General features: G+C 39.6%; 14 protein-coding genes. All 14 read left to right on the top strand.

Features of this window, described 5'->3' with window-relative positions; genetic code table 11:
• Nucleotides 1–4 precede the first annotated feature (4 nt).
• On the top strand, nucleotides 5–1297 hold the full coding sequence (locus tag PO903_RS16095) for a type III PLP-dependent enzyme (RefSeq protein WP_273593936.1): 1293 nt from the start codon (nucleotides 5–7) through the stop codon (nucleotides 1295–1297).
• Nucleotides 1294–3543, top strand: a complete 2250-nt coding sequence (locus PO903_RS16100; RefSeq protein WP_273593937.1) for an IucA/IucC family protein — start codon at nucleotides 1294–1296, stop codon at nucleotides 3541–3543. Before PO903_RS16095 ends, PO903_RS16100 begins: the two co-directional genes overlap by 4 nt.
• A gap of 112 nt (nucleotides 3544–3655) precedes the next feature.
• Nucleotides 3656–5272 (top strand): ABC transporter substrate-binding protein, encoded by a 1617-nt coding sequence (locus tag PO903_RS16105; RefSeq protein WP_273593938.1) that lies wholly within the window; start codon nucleotides 3656–3658, stop codon nucleotides 5270–5272.
• A gap of 114 nt (nucleotides 5273–5386) precedes the next feature.
• Complete coding sequence (locus tag PO903_RS16110; protein WP_273593939.1) at nucleotides 5387–6385, top strand: ABC transporter substrate-binding protein; 999 nt, start codon at nucleotides 5387–5389, stop codon at nucleotides 6383–6385.
• A 127-nt stretch (nucleotides 6386–6512) separates the two neighbouring features.
• On the top strand, nucleotides 6513–7523 hold the full coding sequence (locus PO903_RS16115; RefSeq protein WP_069327623.1) for a FecCD family ABC transporter permease: 1011 nt from the start codon (nucleotides 6513–6515) through the stop codon (nucleotides 7521–7523).
• On the top strand, nucleotides 7514–8575 hold the full coding sequence (locus PO903_RS16120; protein WP_069327622.1) for a FecCD family ABC transporter permease: 1062 nt from the start codon (nucleotides 7514–7516) through the stop codon (nucleotides 8573–8575). Before PO903_RS16115 ends, PO903_RS16120 begins: the two co-directional genes overlap by 10 nt.
• A 53-nt stretch (nucleotides 8576–8628) precedes the next feature.
• Nucleotides 8629–9438: an ABC transporter ATP-binding protein gene (locus PO903_RS16125; protein ID WP_273593940.1), complete on the top strand. Its 810-nt coding sequence runs from the start codon at nucleotides 8629–8631 to the stop codon at nucleotides 9436–9438.
• Nucleotides 9419–10234, top strand: coding sequence for an IucA/IucC family C-terminal-domain containing protein (locus PO903_RS16130; protein WP_273593941.1), 816 nt, complete (start codon nucleotides 9419–9421; stop codon nucleotides 10232–10234). Before PO903_RS16125 ends, PO903_RS16130 begins: the two co-directional genes overlap by 20 nt.
• A gap of 62 nt (nucleotides 10235–10296) precedes the next feature.
• Complete coding sequence (locus tag PO903_RS16135; RefSeq protein WP_273593942.1) at nucleotides 10297–10923, top strand: RraA family protein; 627 nt, start codon at nucleotides 10297–10299, stop codon at nucleotides 10921–10923.
• A gap of 222 nt (nucleotides 10924–11145) precedes the next feature.
• Nucleotides 11146–12006, top strand: coding sequence for a rhamnulose-1-phosphate aldolase (gene rhaD, locus PO903_RS16140; RefSeq protein ID WP_273593943.1), 861 nt, complete (start codon nucleotides 11146–11148; stop codon nucleotides 12004–12006).
• Nucleotides 12007–12306: 300 nt separating this feature from the next.
• A complete protein-coding gene (locus PO903_RS16145; protein WP_273593944.1) occupies nucleotides 12307–14709 on the top strand; it encodes a bifunctional diguanylate cyclase/phosphodiesterase in 2403 nt (800 codons plus the stop codon).
• 175 nt (nucleotides 14710–14884) lie between these two features.
• Nucleotides 14885–15727 carry a BglG family transcription antiterminator LicT gene (gene licT / locus PO903_RS16150; protein ID WP_137224239.1) on the top strand — a complete coding sequence of 281 codons (843 nt, stop codon included), beginning with the start codon at nucleotides 14885–14887 and terminating at the stop codon, nucleotides 15725–15727.
• Between the two features lie 132 nt (nucleotides 15728–15859).
• Entirely contained in the window at nucleotides 15860–17758 is a 1899-nt protein-coding gene (locus PO903_RS16155) for a beta-glucoside-specific PTS transporter subunit IIABC (protein WP_273593945.1), read from the top strand.
• A gap of 63 nt (nucleotides 17759–17821) precedes the next feature.
• Nucleotides 17822–19285: a 6-phospho-beta-glucosidase gene (gene ascB, locus PO903_RS16160; protein ID WP_273593946.1), complete on the top strand. Its 1464-nt coding sequence runs from the start codon at nucleotides 17822–17824 to the stop codon at nucleotides 19283–19285.
• Nucleotides 19286–19290 lie beyond the last annotated feature (5 nt).

Genomic DNA, 19290 nt, shown 5'->3' on the forward strand with positions numbered 1-19290 from the left:
TATGTTGAACTCAAATACTACTCAATCGTATGCTCCATATATAGCGCAAGCGCCTTCTTCGATTATGGATGAAGTCTATCGAATAAGAGCAGCAGAACAAGCCAATCGCGATCCTCATGTCATATCTAGAAAACCAGTATGTGCTTTTATTTATGATCTCAATACATTACGTGAGCGTACACGTTCCAAAGTAGCCGATATGCCAGCAGGCACGCATTTATTTTATGCGGTCAAAGCGAATCCTGATCCACGTATGATTGAAGCATTAGCGCCAATCGTAGATGGTTTTGAAACGGCATCGATCGGAGAAGTGCAAGCGATTCGCTTAATCGATCCAGACGTTCATATTATTTTTGGTGGGCCGGGTAAAAAAGATATCGAGATTGAACAAGCGATTGATCACAATGTGATGCTTATTCATGCTGAAAGTGTACATGAAATCCGCCGAATCGCATGGATAGCGGAGCAAAAAAATAAAACGGTTCAGATTCTACTACGTGTTAATTTAAGAAAAAGTATTCCTACAGGTACGGTTACGATGGGTGGGAAACCGACGCAATTTGGGATCGATGAAGTACAGATCGGAGAAGCGATCCAATTAGTACAATCTTTGCCACAGTTGACGTTAGCAGGATTCCATATGCATTCGGTATCTAATAATCTGGATGCTCAATTACATGTAGAACTGGTTCATATGTATATTCAATCGGTGAGTCGTTGGATTCGTGAATATAACTTGTCTATTCAATACCTTAATGCTGGCGGAGGATTTGGTATTTGTTATACAGAACCAGATCGTCATTTCGAATGGGAGACATTTATCAATGGACTACATCATATCTGGAACGAAGAAGTATTGCCTGGCGTAGAACTGATTTTTGAACCGGGTCGATATATAGTCGCTCATGCAGGTTATTATGCGTCAGAAGTGATTGATCTGAAATGTAATCATGATAAGCATTATGCGATTTTACGTGGAGGGACTCATCATTTTCGTTTACCTGTCTCATGGGGACACAATCAACCTTTTCAAATGATAGCGATAGAGCAGTGGGATTATCCGTTTGAACGTCCCCGTCAAGAGCAAGTCACTCTTACACTGGCAGGTGAACTGTGCACACCCAAAGATATCCTTGCTCAAGAGGTAACACTAGAACAGATTGCTGTAGGAGATATTGTTTTGTTTTCGATTGCCGGTGCGTATGCATGGACGATATCGCACCATGACTTTCTAAGTCATCCTCATCCCGATATGATCTATATCGATCATCACACAGGAGGTTATGAATCATTATGAATTGGAATGAAGTGTTAGAACCACTTAATATTAATAAAGCTCAACTTGTCTCTGAGCAATCGATTACTCCAGCATACACAGATTTAGAGCAGACTGAGATTCAAATCAAGCAAAGTGTAGCTTCAGAACAGGTGATGCAAGATCTGATAAACACATTGCTAGCCGAAGGATTCTGGTCTAACGATCAACTGCAACTATTATCTACAGAACAATTAAAGCAAAAATTGATCTCTACTTTAACAGAACAGCATAAGTCACAAAAAGAAGACATATTATCTGTTCTTTCTTCTATAACAGATACCTCTCTATTGCAAAATAACTTGTGGTATTACTGGGAAATTCCAGTTTTATCAATTGAGCCATCCACATTATCTGATTCATCTCAACGAATAGATCAACCACAATATATGGTTATTTTCCCTGTACAATCAGCGATTGTGCAACCGTATCGTTATGTTCCCGCCAGTGTAACTATACATTCGTATAAGCAACGGGCTACAGCGCGACCTGCCTCATTATCTGCAAAAGAACTAACCGATACGCATGTCTATGCTATTCGTTATTCAACTACATGTACAACAGATCACAATGCACCATTACTACAGATCACTCCATTAACACCCATTCAATTGATGAAAATAGTCAATGATCAATGCCTAACAGCCACTTACCGCGAACAACCGGGAGTGAAGCGATTTGTACAATTATTAGAGGAGACAATAAAGCAGACCACATGGTCGTTAGATCATTCCCTATCTGAAGAGTCATGGTTTGATCGGTCTGCCAGTGACTTTTTTCAGCAGATGGAGCGGTATGCTTCTTTAAGAGATCGACCTTTTCATCCTGTATCCAAAGCCAAAGTAGGATTAGATAAGCAAAATTATCGTCAATATAGTGCAGAATTTGCACAGCCGATCTCGTTATCATGGGTCGCTATAAAGCGCAATCTGGTGATGGAAGGGGAAGCGCTTGTAGACAGAACAGTGCTCGATTATCAGCTTTATGATTATCGCCAAGATAGCACATTAGCTTGCGATCTATCAGAACCAATGACTGATCTTTTATCGTTAGACCAACAACAGCAAGTGATCCAAGCGATTGAGGACAAAGGATTGAATACGAATGAATATATAGCGATTCCTGTTCATCCGTGGCAATTACAGCATAATCTGCCTCACTATTTGAGAACAGCACAAGCACAAGGCGATTGGGTCGATCTTCAGCTTCAACTGGGTCTTTTTGAAGCTACATCTTCTGTACGGTCACTATCTCCTGTAAATGATAGCCCGCATTATATTAAATTACCGCTTAGCGTCTTTTCATTAGGGGCTTCTCGTTATCTGCCAGCTGTCAAATTAATTAATGGGCAACGTGGACAACGCATGTTAGAACAAGCATTAAAATGTGATCCTATATTGGCACAACAGTTATTTCTTTGTGATGAACGTCGCTGGTGGGCATATATGCCTGAAGCAGGAAGTTTATTTGATGATGAACCCAGACATCTAGCAGCAATGGTGCGCACCTATCCAACATCGTTAATCACAGGGGAAAAAGGTACACGTTTATTGCCGATGTCTGCTCTCTCGGTAGTGTTACCTGTATCTACTAATGCACCACGTGAAGGACACTTTTTTGATGAATGGATGAAGGTTCGTGATCTGGATGTTAATCAAGAATCGATTTGTATCTTATTTGGCGAAGTCTGCCAGACTTTTTTCCAAATCAATTTACGATTATTCCGCTTAGGATTAATGCCAGAGTTGCATGGACAGAACAGCGTATTAGTCTGGCAACATGGATATATGAAGCAGATGCTGTTACGAGATCATGATTCTGTACGGCTTCATTTACCATGGCTTCAGCAACAAGGAATAGACGATCCTCAATATATGATTCGTCCGGGTTACTCTAATAGCCTGTACAATGACACACCTGAAGAATTGATCTTTTACTTGCAAACGTTAGGGATACAAGTCAATCTGTATGCGATTATAGATGCGCTATCTACCGTGTATAATATCGAAGAGAAATTATTGTGGAATATACTGCGAGATCAATTGCGAGAGCAGTTACATGAAGTTCCTTTTGCGGTAGAAGTGAGACAAGCGATCTATTCTATTTTATTCGAAAAAGAAGAATGGCCACTTAAATTGGTTGTGAAGCCTTTGTTAGAACAAGCCGGTGTACCGGGAAGTATGCCATCCGGTCAAAGTACGATTCAGAATCCATTTTTACAGTTGTAATTTCTAGCGTCAATTGCTACAACAATTTACTTTTTCGTCTAAATCTATATAATGAGAATAGTTCTCAGAATTATGATAATTATTCTCAATCTATGTAGAAAGGCGACGAGTGATGAGTAAGGTATTAGATCAGTATCGACAATTTCCTTCCTATATCTATAAATTACAGACTGTGCAATATGCGGATCAAGTGTTACCACGCTACGATGCCACATTGCATAGTCTTTTACTTTTTAAAGAGGCCAAAGGGCAGATTATTATTAACGGTAACCGTTATGATCTACATCAGCAAAAAGTGTTTTTGGTACCTCCACATGCTTCGCTCAAAATAATGATTGAAAGCGATAGTCGTACCGAATACTATATTCTTTCTTTTCATGTATTACAGCCTGACGGACAAGGGCACTTTGTACCGATTGAATTACTCGGATTGTATGAACTGCATGTGGCTCATTTTCGCTGGTTTGCCGATCGTGTACGTGAGATTCAAGATAAGCATGATCAAGAAAATCTATGGGATCAGATGAAAGCCAATGTTATTTTTCAAGAATTGTTAATCCATTTGTTCAAAGAAGATGCTCAAGAGCAGAAGCCTGATATGAATCAAGCGATAGCCGCTACATTGGATCATATGGAACAGCATTATGCGACGTCGATTACTCGCAATCAATTGGCAGAGATTGCAGGGATGAGTGCAGATTATTATTCGCGTGCTTTCAAAAAAGTAGTCGGTAAAAGCCCGATGGAGCATCTCACTGAAATTCGGATTACACAATCCAAGCAAGTGCTCCTTCTTTCTAACGATTCTTTTCGCTCGGTAGCTCAGCAGGTGGGATTTAGTGATGAGTTTTATTTTAGTCGCAAATTCAAAGCAGTCACAGGTCGTTCGCCCAAATCCTATATTCATAATATCCGGTATTCTAACAAAATCGCTTCACTTAAACATTTGTTAACCGGTCATCTGGTAGCGCTTGGGATAGAACCCTATGCAGCAGTGATTAACAATGCCTATCCCATAACAACTCAATTTGAACATACGATTCCGATAGGCGACAACAAGCCTGATCTGGAGAAATTAATGAATGCTCAGCCCGATCTGATCGTGACCTGCGAATTTCGAGATTTTGAAAAGTCGCAAAAAGAAAAAATGTATGAGCAGATTGCACCCACGATCACATTGCCTTTTTTTGAAGACTGGCGTGTTCATTTTCAGACAATTGCACGAATCGTAGGTAAAGATCAAGAAGCGCAAGTCTGGTTAGAACAATATGCAGATATCGCTCAATTATTACGTCAACAATTGAAAAATAAATTCGGTCAACGCTCATTGCTTATTCTTGGTGTTGGAGAGAGTAAAATCTGTATTTATGGTAAGCGTAATCTGGGGTCTGTATTGTATAACGATCTTGGGTTCATCATGCCTGCTGGGGTCGAGAATATCGCTCATTACTATGAAATTCAACCCGAAGAATTAATTCATTATGATGCAGATTGTATCTTAATGACTCCTTTTCAACATGATGGAACTGTAGGGATGCAAGCAGGTATTGAGCAAGGTATTTTCCGTTTATGTGCAGATCCATTATGGCAACGTCTCCAAGCAGTACAGACGCAATCTGTATACGAAATGTATACGACTCAGCATATGCACACCTGTTATAACTCATATTCACACCTTATGCTGTTAGAAAAAGTGCGTCAATTGTTTTTGGATAAAAACGACAAATGACGGATTATTCCAAGGACTAGACTGAATTGTCCATGTTAAAGGAATAAACGTTCACTATAATTAATAATGAGAATCAATATCAATTGTAGTGAGCAGAAAGGAAGATCGAAGACCATGTTGAAATCGTTTAAAGGTATACATATGTTATGCATCATGATGACTCTCGTGATTATCCTCGCAGGTTGTGGTGCAAATACGAATAACGGCGCAGTAGAGCCTACCGCTCAAGCAGCAGGTGACAATGCAAGCGCTGATTCATCTGTACGTACGATTGAACATGAAATGGGAGCCACCGAGGTCAAAGGAACACCGAAACGGATTGTGACTTTGTATCAAGGAGCAACCGATGTGTTAGTCGCTTATGGTGTCAAACCTGTAGGCATAGTAGAAGCACATACAGGTGAACCTGCTTATGATTATTTGAAAAAAGATCTGGTAGGCGTACCTACAGTGGGATTAGAAACCCAACCTAATCTAGAAGAAATCTATAATTTAAAGCCCGATTTGATTATCGGTTCTAAATTCCGCAATGAAGCTACGTATGCTCAGTTATCTGAAATTGCTCCAACCGTTATGGTGGATCAAGTGTACGATTGGAAAAAAACAGTCGATCTAGTAGGTCAGGTCTTAAATGAAAAAGATAAAGGTACACAATTGCTACAAGCGTGGGAAGATCGTGTAGCTGATTTCAAAAAGCAAATGGGCGACCGTTTACCGATTGAAGCTTCGATCGTAAACTTCCGTGCAGATCATGCTCGCATTTATTATATGGGGTATGCAGGCTTGATATTGAAAGAACTTGGATTCACTCGCCCCGCGGCGCAAGAGCAAGAAGAATGGGGAATCAAAGTCAATTCGAAAGAAAGTATTCCTGATATGGATGCCGATGCAATCTTTGTATTTGATTCAGGAACAGACAAAGCAGCTATCGAACAAAATTATCAACAATGGACACAGCATCCATTATGGAAAAACTTAAAAGCCTACAAAAACAATCAAATTTACAAAGTAAATGAAGTCAATTGGAATCTAGCAGGTGGTTATATCTCTGCAGGTCTGATGTTAGATGAATTGTATGATATCTACAAATTAGAGAAACCTCAAACCAAGTAATCATAAGGAGGAGAACAGGTAGCGACATCACCTGCTTCTCCTTTTATCACATCTACTATTTAGCGATAGAAGTGAGTCAGAATGATACTCACTTCACGAAATGTAATGATGAAAGAGTGAATGTCTATTGGTTTTATTCAAAAGCAATACAGCCAAAATATGGAGTCTGATTATTACTTTACTACTATGTGTAGTATGCCTTGGGATCAGCCAAATGTTAGGAAGAACCTTTGCATCATGGGGAGAAGTGGTTAATGCTTTTCTGCATTACAATCCTGAATCGACAGCAGATGTATTGATACATACCGAACGGTTGCCACGAGCGATTATCGGGTTAGTCGTAGGTGCAAGTCTGGCGATTGCAGGCGCATTGATGCAAGCATTGACCCGTAATCCATTAGCTTCACCCAGTACATTTGGGATTAATGCAGGAGCTATCTTTTTTGTAGTGGTCGCGAGTCTGATGTTTTCGATATCAGACATGACACAATTGATGTGGTTTGCTTTTGCAGGAGCATTAGTAGCCGCTATTATCGTCTATGGATTGGGGTCTATTGGACGTGATGGATTAACACCGATCAAGATAGTTCTGGCAGGATCAGCTATTTTAGCGTTATTTACTTCATTTACACAGGCGATGCTGGTATTAAATGAAACAGGAATGCAAAATGTGCTTTTCTGGTTAGCAGGAGCGATCGGTGGACGAACACTGGAAATGTTACAGCCTGTGCTTCCGTTATTGACTATAGCGGGTGTGACTGCATTAGGTATGGGCCGGGCTATTAATTTATTTGTAACCGGTGAAGATATCGCTAAAGGTATGGGGCAACGAGTAGTATTGCTCAAAATAGTCATGGGTCTGACTATTGTGATTCTTGCAGGTGGTTCGGTAGCGATTGTAGGAGCTGTCGGATTTGTAGGGTTATTTATTCCGCATATGGCACGTGCACTGGTAGGCACTGACTATCGCTGGATCATTCCTTTTTCCGGTGCTTTAGGAGGGCTACTATTGATGACAGCAGATCTGATTGCACGATTAGTGATTATACCGGCAGAAGTTCCTCTGGGCGTGATTACTGCTTTTATCGGAGTACCGTTCTTTCTCTATATCGCTCGTAAAGGAGTGACATGGAAATGAACAAACCTAGATATTGGACATTACGCAGTCGATCTGCGAGATTTCATATGCAATTGGAAAAAAGATCTGTTCGTACTCTGGCGATATTAACAATGATTGTTATCGTAGTCAGTATAATAGGCATCGGTATAGGAGAGACATGGATACATCCGTGGGAAGTTATTCGGGCGATATTCGGTCAGAGTTCAGGAGCATACGATTTTGTATTATACCGATTACGATTACCACGTGCTGTTGTAGGGTTACTGGCTGGTGCCGCTTTAGGGATGTCTGGCGCTATTTTGCAAGGGATGATTCGCAATCCTTTAGCTTCGCCGGATATTATCGGGATTACAGGTGGAGCTTCTGTAGCTGCGGTATTATTTCTTTCGTATGGAAGTAGTGTATTTCATCTAAGTATCGACTGGTTACCTGTAGCAGCCATTATGGGAGCGTTGATCGTATCTGCACTGATCTATCTATTGTCATGGCAAAATGGAGTCACACCGATGCGACTGGTGTTGATTGGTATTGGGATATCCGCAGGGATGAGTGCGATGACGACATTTATGCTAGTCATTAGCTCTACATTTACAGCAAGCAAAGTGTATATCTGGTTAACCGGCAGTGTCTATGGAGCGACATGGAGTGGTGTGTATTCGATTCTGCCTGTATGCGTAATTGCGATTCCATTGCTGTTGTATTTTGCCCGTAGTCTAAATTCCCAGGAACTTGGCGACGATGTAGCACTCGGGTTAGGTGTACGTGTACAGAAGCATCGGTTATTGCTGTTGATACTGAGCGTTATTCTGGCGGGCAGTGCTGTTGCTGTGGTAGGCGCAGTCGGATTTGTCGGATTAATTGCTCCTCATATTGCTCGTAAATGGGTGGGGCGTACATTTGGTAGCATTTCGCTTGCATCAGGGTTAATTGGAGCACTGTTGGTGTTTGTCGCAGATGTGATCGCACGAACAGCTTTCTATCCAATTGATATTCCAGCAGGTATATTTACAGCGGCAATCGGAGCTCCCTTTTTTATCTATTTGTTGTATCAGAATCGCAATCGCTTTTGATCCTATAGATATCTCTATGTGAACGTTATCTCGAATATAAAGGAGGGCATATGATGGATCAATTACAAGCTCGCAATCTGACAATCACATATGGAGCAGATCCTATTATCGAAGATCTACATTTGCATATTCCTAAAGGTAAAATTACGGTATTGATCGGAAGTAATGGCTGTGGGAAATCGACTATTTTGCGTACATTAGCACGTCTACTTAAGCCTAATACTGGATCGATATTATTAGCGGGCGAAGAAATTGCTCATATTTCCACTAAAGAAATTGCACGCCGGATGTCTATTTTGCCGCAAGGCCCTTCTGCTCCTGAAGGGTTAACAGTAGAACAGCTGGTGAAGCAAGCACGATATCCGCACCAAAGTTGGCTGAAGCAGTGGTCGATTCAGGACGAACAAGCGGTACAACGAGCATTGGAATTAACACATATGCTAGAACTATCTCATCGTACAGTGGATTCATTATCCGGAGGACAACGGCAACGTGCTTGGATTGCGATGACTTTGGCGCAAGGAACAGATACATTATTGCTAGACGAACCCACCACTTATCTAGATATGACCCATCAGGTGGAAATTTTGGATTTGCTATTTGACTTGAATGAACGAGAAGGACGCACGATCGTTATGGTACTGCATGACCTGAATCTCGCTTGCAGGTATGCCCATCATATGATTGCTGTCCATGACCGGGGTATTTACGCACAAGGAAGCCCTGAAGAGATTATGACTGTCGAAAATGTACAATCGGTGTTTCAAATGCGTTGCCAGATTGCACGTGATCCTTTGTTCGGCACACCGATGCTTATACCTTATGGAAAGGGGAGGATCTTACATGAGTCCGTTTCTGTCTAATCCTACAACTTGGGAACCTGAAGAATGGAACTATCTGAATCAAGAATTGAGATTAACAGATCAGATCGCAGAAGATAATACGTATAGTGTTACTTCTGCTGAACTATTAGACCCCGAGCAATGTGCAGACTATCTGGATCGTCTACAACCATTGTATCGTTCTTCTTCACGGTCACTTACAGCTTCAATGTTTTCAAAGCGTTATGCTTTTATGATGGTATGCCCTATGTTGTATGCCATGAGCGTATATCGCAAAACATTTTCTCTTACTATCGACAATTGTCAGTTAGAATCAGCTTATTTCCAATTGCCTACACGCAAAACGTGGATGCCTAATCTATGGTTGCGTGATCCAAGTGTATATGAACTTCAATCCATACATGCAGAAAATAATGAGCTGTACATACAACAGCGAGAAGATATTGTACGACGTATTTTTGCAGACCATCTGCAACCGATTTTAAAAAATATATCCGAAGTCTCATCTATTTCACGAACGATACTATGGGAAAATATAGCGATCTATGTGTATGTCTTATATGAAAATCGGATATTAAAAGAAGTCAGCGAAGATCAACGGGAACGCATACAACATGATCTAGACTATCTTACCAAGCAAGCACCAGCTGATTGTTTTGGCGAAAAGCGTAATCCATTAGCTCAGTTTTACACACCCAAACGTGTAGTTCCTCTTTCAGAACAACCTCAACGTGTACGCAAAACATGTTGTGCTCATTATGAATTACCGGCTCCAACAGATTATTGTCCAACCTGTCCCAAAATTTGCAAAAGTTGATCTAAGCAGATGCTGATCATTCAACTAGAGTTAGACAACACAAAAATAAGGAGGGGTACGGTATGATACGTATCGAGCCACGAGTACAAGGCTTCACTGAAGAGTTACAAACACTTTATAAACAGCTTCAACCTTCTACACTGGGACATTTAACCGACTTTGGCTTTTTACGAGGAATACAGCCTCTTTTTCGCCCAATTCGAATGTTAGGTAATGCCGTTACTGTACGTATTCCTCATCTGGATTCTACGGCGATAAGGCATGCACTACAACACGTAATGCCTGGTGATGTAATCGTAGTCGATATGTCAGGAGATGATTTTCGAGCCTGTTGGGGAGAATTTCGTACATATGTAGCGATGAAAAAAGGAGTAGCAGGCGTAGTCATCTCAGGTTGTGCTACCGATATTAAAGTAGTGCGAGAACTCAACTTTCCAGTATTTGCATTAGGAACTAGCGCATTAACAACGCGTAGCTTAGAGCTGGAAGGCGAAGTGAATACACCTATTAGTGTAGGTGGTGTTACTGTACATCCCGGCGATATCGTACTAGGCGATGATGATGGTGTATGTGTTGTTCGTCCTCAACATGCTCAAGCACTAGGAGAACAAGCATTAGCCAAGCAAGCACAAGAAGCTATAAATCGTCAAAAATATGGATATGATCTTATTAAGCCATATCCTATATGATAACTGAATAGAATCGTGAAAAAGACATAAACAAACATTTAATAAGGGTATTAATCTTTATTATTGTTTATTTATGTCTTTTTATGTTGACTTTATTTAAGGCTAGAGCTAATATTGATTTATAAGTTAGTTCTAATTTTCACAAAGTATGAATTTGAAGGGTTTAAATCATCATTTTACTTTATGTATCATCCTAACCATATTGAATAGGAGCGATGTAACATGAACACAGTGACAGTTTCTCAACAGCAGTCAAGGGTAGGGATCGATATTCCTTTTGTACGTGAAATGGCAGAGACGACCTATAATATGTGGAAATTCGGTTGGGATGAACGTAATGGTGGAAATGTAAGTTGTATATTGGATGAAGCAGAAGTAGAGCAGTATATAGATATTCAGCAAGTGAAATATACGATTCAACCTGCATTTGCTGTACACGAATTGGCAGGTAAGTACTTTATCGTAACCGGATCAGGTAAATACTTTAAAAATGTGATTGATAATCCTGAAGCCAATTTGGGGCTTTTACGTGTATCGGCTAATGGAGAGCAATTAGAAGTATTATGGGGTTTCAAAAATGGTGCTGTACCCACCAGCGAATTACCTTCGCATTTTATGAGTCATATTGAACGGTTAAAAGTAGATCCTAAGCACCGGGTTGTAATACACAATCACGCAACCAATGTGATTGCAATGAGTTTTGTTCATGATCTGGATGAAAATCAGTTCACCAGAACGTTATGGGAAATGTGTACTGAATGTATTGTTGTTTTTCCAGATGGCATTGGTGTGATTCCATGGATGGTTCCAGGCTCGAATGAGATCGGGCAAGCTACAGCACAGAAGATGAGGGATCACCATGCTGTATTATGGCCGCATCACGGGATATTTGGCACAGGGCACTCGATCGACGAAGCTTTTGGACTGATTGAAACGATTGAAAAAGCCGCTCAAATTTATATGCTTATCGCAAATCATTCGATTCGTCAAAAAATTACCGATCAACAACTAGCTGATCTGGCACATGCATTCGGAGTGACTCCACAGGAAGGGATTTTACAAACCATAACATCATCATTTTAAGTAAATATAGCATTTACAAAAGCAGATCAATTTGATATTGGTCTGCTTTTTTTATACCGAAAATTAGGACTTTTGATTTAATTTTCAGCTTTAAAATGAAATAAACGAAAAAAACTTAAAATTTTATGCGAAAATTAGCGAAAAATAAAATTTTTTCATACTTTATTAACAATTTTTATGTAAAATGAGTTTAAAGTCTTTACTTTTGGTTTAAATTTATATGATAAAAGACTCATAGTAATTAGTCTAAAGAACTAATGAGAGATAGAAGCATAGAAACGTAACGAAAGAGGCAGAAAAATGAATACGATTTTGGAAACGACGATACCCGTCCACTGGTTATATGTGTGTATAGCCGCTTTAGCTTCTATGGTAGGTTGTGCTGTCATAGTTATTGGCTCTTCGTGGTCTAGCTCTTCGTTGCGTAATCAAAATATGAAAAAAAGACAGCGAATAATTGCTCTTATTGGCGCACTGGCTTTTAGTACGTCTCATATTTTGATCCCTATATCAATGAATGTACCGATTACGATGAAATATTATGGATTACATCTTATATTTACGATTTTGGGTTGTTATGGAGCAGTCTATGCTGCTTCACGGTATGCATTTTCTTCATGGCGCGGATCCATGCAATTTTTTATGACCAGTATGATTGTTGCTGTTACTATTTTAGTTTTTGATTATGCCAATACATTGTATCTATTTCGAGGGTTTTTAATGTGGAATCCTGAATTGATTTGGATGACGATTCCGATAGCTATTTCTATTTGCTTGGCGGTTATGCGCTTATTTTCATTATCTAGTCGTAATCGGGAACATGGTCTACGTTCACCTACAATGATTTTTGGAATCGTTACTTCAGGTATAGGGCTTGCAGGAATACCTTTAATTTGTGCATATTCCGTATTATCTTTTGAACAAATGGGATTGACTGATAAATCGTACCTTATTCCTTATATCTTCATGATTTTTGTAGCAACCAGTCTATATGCTATACCTGATAGTTTTATCTTTGTACGCGAGCAGAAAGAAAATCGTGAAATGATACAACGGGAGCAATACTACAGTTCATTGTATGAGCAGAACCCGGATAGTGTTATCGAATTTGATATTCATGGTGTGATTACAGGCATCAATCGTAGAGCAGAGAAAATGTCTAAAGAAATAGGCAAGCCTTTAATTGGAGTACGTGCTACAGATCTATTAGAAGGGGAACAGAAAACTCTGGCTCAAGATCACCTTGAGTTAGTATTAAGCGGACATTCCAGTACGATTGATCTAGAATTACGTTCTGAGCAAGGTCGCATATTATCAATTGCATTAACGTCTATTCCTATTTTTGTCCATGGCAAAATTGCTGGTGCTTATACCATTGCCAAAAATATTACTAAGCGCAAAAGAGATCAAGAAACGATCCGTCACCTTGCTTACCATGATGAATTGACAGGGCTTGCGAATCGACGTTCTTTTGAAACTAGACTATCCATGTATACGATGGTCGATAATCATCATTCACCATTTACGTTATTTTTTATTGATTTAGATCGCTTCAAACGTATTAATGATTTGTTTGGTCATGCTTTTGGAGATGCAGTCATTCGTCATTCCGGTCTGGTGCTCAAAAGCTGCTTACCTAAAAATAGCTTTGTAGCTCGGATGGGTGGAGATGAGTTCACCGTTATTGTACCGGGATTATCTGATATTGAAGAAATCAAAGCGATCGCAAGCAAAGTGATTGATCGATTTGTGCAACCTTTTCATATCGAAAAACATGCAGTTAAATTATCAGCATCGATCGGTATTGCTCGTTTCCCTGAAGATGGAGCATCCGCAGGTGTATTGACACAACGTGCTGATACAGCGATGTATACAGCCAAAGAAAATGGTAGCTCTCAATATCAGTTTTATGATGCTGTATCCGATCAGAGCAGTCTGGAACAGATTATGCTTGAAAATGATCTAGAGCAAGCGATTGATAATAATCAATTAAAATTAGTTTATCAACCGAAGTTCGATATCCGTACTGGATTGATTATAGGGTATGAAGCATTGATTCGTTGGTATCATCCGATTCTAGGTGAGATTCCACCGCTTTCTTTTATACCTTTAGCAGAAAAGTCAGGGATGATTATTGCGTTAGAACAGTGGGTGTTACGTACAGCTTGTTTGCAAAGCAAACAGTGGCAGTGTGAAGGGTATGATGCGGTACCGATCGCTGTTAATGTATCACCTATCCATTTAATGAAACCAGATATTTACGAGACCATTATTAGAACGTTAAAAGAACTCGATTTTGATCCGACTTTGTTAGAAATTGAAATTACTGAGAGTGCTATGATGCATAATGAAGATCATGTAATCGATATTCTGGGTAAATTGAAGGAGTCCGGTATATCGGTATCGATGGACGACTTTGGTACAGGATATAGCTCACTTAGTTATTTGCATAATTTGCCGATTGGTTGTCTCAAAATTGATCGTTCCTTTATTCGTAAAATTACTATCGATAAAGACAGTCGTGCAATTGCTGAAATGATTATTTCGATGGCGAAGCAGTTAGGTTTGAAAATTATTGCTGAAGGTGTAGAAACGGAAGAACAAGTGGCATTACTGCGAGAATGGAAATGCTATAATGTACAAGGATTTTATTACAGCCGTCCGCTTTCACCAGAGAATGCTATTCATAGCCGTGTATCATAACTACAAGCATGAATAGGGATTGACACCGTTTTCAGATCATGATAACGTAAAGGCAAGGCTTGTTACCGGTAATGCGGGCAAAACCACATGAGGATACAGTTTTGTATTCCTTTTGTTGTTTTGCCCTTTTTCGTGTTTTCACATGAAAGATAGTCGAAGAAGTAGGTGACTGAATATGATCATTAAGCAAATTTTTAACAACAATATTGTAAGTACACTCGATGATAATCATCAAGAATTACTTATCCTCGGCCGGGGTATTGGATTTAACTCTCATGTAGGCGATGCGATCCATGAGAATCAGATTGAGAAGATATTTCGCTTACAAGATGCAACGATTTATGAGAAATTCAAAGCAACTGTGATGCAGGTTCCGATTGAAATTTTGCAAGTGACTGATGATATTGTCAGTCTGGCACGTACACAGTTAAATAAAACGATCAGTGATGGCATTTATGTCTCTTTATCCGATCATATTCATTTTGCAACAGAACGTATTCAGCAAAATATGATTGTTCGTAATCCGCTATCTTGGGAAGTACAACACTTCTACAAAGCAGAATACGATGTTGCCAAAGAAGCATTGACACTGCTCAAAGAACGATTGAATATAGCATTTCCCAAAGAAGAGATTTGCAATATTGCTTTGCATTTTATCAATGCCGAAGTGAACGATTCGATGAATGATGTCACTCACTTGATGCAGTTGCTTCAGGAGATTATGAATATTATTAAGTATCATTTCAATATCGAATATGATGAAGACAGTATTAGTTATTTCCGCTTTATTACACATCTCAAGTACTTCTGTCAGCGGGTGATTACCCATGCTAGCTATGATGATGCAGAAGAGTATCTGTATGATGTCGTGAAAAAGAATTATCAAGAAAGTTTTAACTGTATTCGCAAAATCAAAACGTTTATTCTGAAAAATTACGGTTATACGATGACCCACTCTGAACAATTGTATCTTACCTTACATGTAGAGCGTTTGGTCAAAAATAAACCGGTACAATAAAATAACCAAGGCTTGTTACTGCTCTGGCAGGCAATACCTGAATGATTAGACCTATCTAGGATACGTCTGTTCGTTCAGGTTTTTTTATTGGCAAAATCACACCAATATAAGAGTATAGGAGAAGATGAGCATATGAGCCATTCACAAACAGCCAAACAAATCGTCGAAGCTGTAGGAGGAACAGACAATATTAATTCGGTGTTTCACTGTATTACACGTCTACGATTCGATCTGAAAGATAATAGTAAAGTCAATTCAAACGCTTTGAAATCAATAGATAAAGTAATGGGCACCAATATATCAGGAGATCAATTTCAAGTGATTGTCGGTAATGATGTTCCTAAAGTATTCGACAGTCTCGTAGAACAGTATCCGACGTTACAAAATAGTGAGAAAACCACTTCAAAAGAAGACAGTACCCCTTCTTCATCCAAAAAGAAAAATGTAATTTCCAGTATTTTTGATGTGATTTCTGGTGTGTTTGCACCGATTTTGCCAGCGATTGCTGGAGCTGGTTTACTCAAAGGATTAATCGCTTTACTGGTATCTCTAGGATGGATGTCCGCAGGTACCGATACGTACCGTATTATTTCAGCGATTGGTGATGGAGTATTTTACTTCTTACCAATACTACTAGCTGTAAGTGCTGCTCGTAAATTTGGAGCGAATCCTTATGTAGCTGTAGCGGTTGGAGCATCATTGTTATATCCAGATATGGGAGCGTTATTGTCGTCTGGTAATGGAGTAAGCTTTATCGGGATTCCTGTTACGGCTGTAAGTTATGCTTCATCAGTTATTCCTATTTTATTATCGATCTGGCTAATGTCTTATGTGGAAAAGTATGTAGATCGGTATATGCCTTCTTCACTTAAATTGCTATTTGTACCGCTGATTACATTATTGGTCGTTGTGCCGATTACTCTTATTTTGATTGGACCTTTAGGTACGTTTATCGGTGATGGATTGTCTGGTGTGATCAACTGGTTGATCGCTAAAGGCGGAATCTTTGCAGGTATACTTATCGGTGGAACAATGTCGTTATTAGTGATGACTGGTATGCATTATGCGCTTGTGCCTGTCATTATCAGTAATTTAGCGAAGTTCGGTGTGGATAAATTTTTGCCGATTACTTATATCGCTAATATGGGACAAGCAGGAGCTACATTCGGTGTGTTTTTCCGGACAAAAGATAAAAAGTTAAAATCATTAGCATTGTCTACAGGATTAACAGCGCTAATGGGTGTAACTGAACCTGCGATCTATGGTGTCAATATTACGTATAAAAAGCCATTTCTAGCAGGACTGATCGGTAGTGCGGCAGGGGGAGCAATTGCTTTAGGATTTGGAGCGAATGCTTATGTACTGGCGGGTAATGGTGGTATTCCAGGATTGCCTGCTTTGATAGGGCCTACATTCGTGTACTCTTTACTCAGTATGGCAGTCGCTTTTATCGTCGCAGTGATTGTCTCTTACATTCTAGGTATCAAAGAAAACAGAGTGCATCCAGCAGAGCAAGAAGTTGTTCCTTCTGTACCCGTAGAATCGGACAGTATCGCTACTTCTACACCTGTTACTTTAGCATCTGAACAGATCATGTCTCCGATGAATGGACAAGCGATTGCGTTGCAAGAAGTGAACGATCCTACATTTGCAGATGAAATGATGGGCAAAGGGATTGCTTTTGTACCTTCTGAAGGTATTTTGGCATCGCCAGTGACAGGCACAGTACTGAATGTATTCAAAACCAAACATGCGATGGTGATACGTAGTGAGCATGGAGCAGAGATTCTCATTCATGTAGGAATCAATACCGTCAAGTTACGTGGAGAGTACTTTGAAGCTCATGTGAAGACAGGCGATCAAGTAAATGCAGGTGATCTATTGCTGACATTTGAACTGGATAAAATCGCTGAACAATATGATATTACGACAGCGATGGTTGTGACGAATACCAATGATTATCAACAGATTGAACCAATTCAAAAAGGCAATATTCAGATCAATCAACCGGTATTACAGCTAAATCTATAATGAATCACGATCTAACATTTCATTCTAAAATGATAAGCATTTTAATATAAAGGAGCTACTTATATGACAACAGAACACGTTTTTCCAAAGGATTTTTTGTGGGGCGGAGCGATTGCAGCGAATCAAGCAGAAGGAGCTTTTAATGTTGATGGCAAAGGGCTATCTACAGCAGATATGGTATCGTATACCAAAACGAAAAATTACAGTGATATTGCTTCCTTAATGCATCGTTCTAGCGAATCGATAGAGAAAGCGTTGCAAGATCCATCAGCCGAAGGATATCCGAAGCGTTACGGGATCGACTTTTATCATCATTACAAAGAAGATATTGCATTATTTGCTGAAATGGGCTTTAAAGTATTTCGTTTATCGATTGCATGGACACGTATTTTCCCAAATGGAGATGATGCACAGCCTAATGAGCAAGGGCTACAGCATTATGAAGATTTGTTCAACGAGTTACGTAAATACAATATCGAGCCTTTAGTGACTCTTTCTCATTATGAAATGCCGATGAATCTGGTACTCAAATATGGTAGTTGGAAAAATCGCGCAGTGATTGGATTCTTTGAACGTTATGCAGAAACGGTGATGACTCGTTATAAAGATCTGGTGAAATACTGGCTTACGTTTAACGAGATTAATACGACCATTATCGAACCTTTTACAGGAGCAGGAATTATTACTGATCGAGAAGAGAACCCACAACAAGCAGCGTATCAAGCATTGCATCATCAATTTATAGCCAGTAGTCTGGTAACAAAGCGTGCGAAAGAAATTAATCCTGAGTTTCAAATCGGTTGTATGTTAGCACGGATGTTACATTACCCTGCGACTTCCAAGCCAGCCGATATGATACAGTGTCAATTCGATAATCAAATGAATCTGATGTATACAGATGTACAGGTACGAGGAAGCTACCCGCCGATTACCAAACGCTTTTTCGCTGAAAACGATATTCAGATTCAGATGGAAGCAGAAGACGAAGATATTTTGAAAAAATATACGGTAGACTTTATCTCATTTAGTTATTACATGACACTGATTTCTACTGTAACACCAGAAGACTATGGAGTGACCGGTGGGAATCTATTTAGCACTGTCAAAAATCCATATCTAGAAGTAACCGAGTGGGGATGGCAATTAGACCCTGAAGGTTTACGTTATGCGCTCAAAGAAATGTACGATCGTTATCAAGTGCCTTTATTTGTAGTTGAAAATGGTCTTGGCGCATCAGATGTACTTGAAGCAGATGGTACGATTATCGACGATTACCGAATTGAATATTTCAGACAGCATCTAGGGCAATTGAAAGAAGCTATTCAAGATGGAGTAGATGTGATGGGTTACACCAGCTGGGGAGCTATTGATATTATCAGTGCTTCTACCTCTGAAATGTCTAAACGTTACGGATTTATCTATGTTGATCAAGATAATGAAGGACAAGGTACACTGAAGCGCTTTAAAAAGAAAAGTTTTGATTGGTATAAAAAAGTGATTGCTAGTAATGGTGAAGATTTGAGTTAAAAGGT

This window comes from Paenibacillus sp. PK4536, from assembly GCF_028594455.2.
GTDB lineage: Bacteria > Bacillota > Bacilli > Paenibacillales > Paenibacillaceae > Saccharibacillus > Saccharibacillus nuruki.

Bases quoted from the DNA above. Each gene is read 5' to 3' on its own strand.
- PO903_RS16100 (WP_273593937.1), top strand. From the start codon at position 1,294: ATGAATTGGAATGAAGTGTTAGAACCACTTAATATTAATAAAGCTCAA.
- PO903_RS16105 (WP_273593938.1), top strand. From the start codon at position 3,656: ATGAGTAAGGTATTAGATCAGTATCGACAATTTCCTTCCTATATCTAT.
- PO903_RS16110 (WP_273593939.1), top strand. From the start codon at position 5,387: ATGTTGAAATCGTTTAAAGGTATACATATGTTATGCATCATGATGACT.
- PO903_RS16120 (WP_069327622.1), top strand. From the start codon at position 7,514: ATGGAAATGAACAAACCTAGATATTGGACATTACGCAGTCGATCTGCG.
- PO903_RS16125 (WP_273593940.1), top strand. From the start codon at position 8,629: ATGGATCAATTACAAGCTCGCAATCTGACAATCACATATGGAGCAGAT.
- PO903_RS16130 (WP_273593941.1), top strand. From the start codon at position 9,419: ATGAGTCCGTTTCTGTCTAATCCTACAACTTGGGAACCTGAAGAATGG.
- PO903_RS16135 (WP_273593942.1), top strand. From the start codon at position 10,297: ATGATACGTATCGAGCCACGAGTACAAGGCTTCACTGAAGAGTTACAA.
- rhaD (WP_273593943.1), top strand. From the start codon at position 11,146: ATGAACACAGTGACAGTTTCTCAACAGCAGTCAAGGGTAGGGATCGAT.
- PO903_RS16145 (WP_273593944.1), top strand. From the start codon at position 12,307: ATGAATACGATTTTGGAAACGACGATACCCGTCCACTGGTTATATGTG.
- licT (WP_137224239.1), top strand. From the start codon at position 14,885: ATGATCATTAAGCAAATTTTTAACAACAATATTGTAAGTACACTCGAT.
- PO903_RS16155 (WP_273593945.1), top strand. From the start codon at position 15,860: ATGAGCCATTCACAAACAGCCAAACAAATCGTCGAAGCTGTAGGAGGA.
- ascB (WP_273593946.1), top strand. From the start codon at position 17,822: ATGACAACAGAACACGTTTTTCCAAAGGATTTTTTGTGGGGCGGAGCG.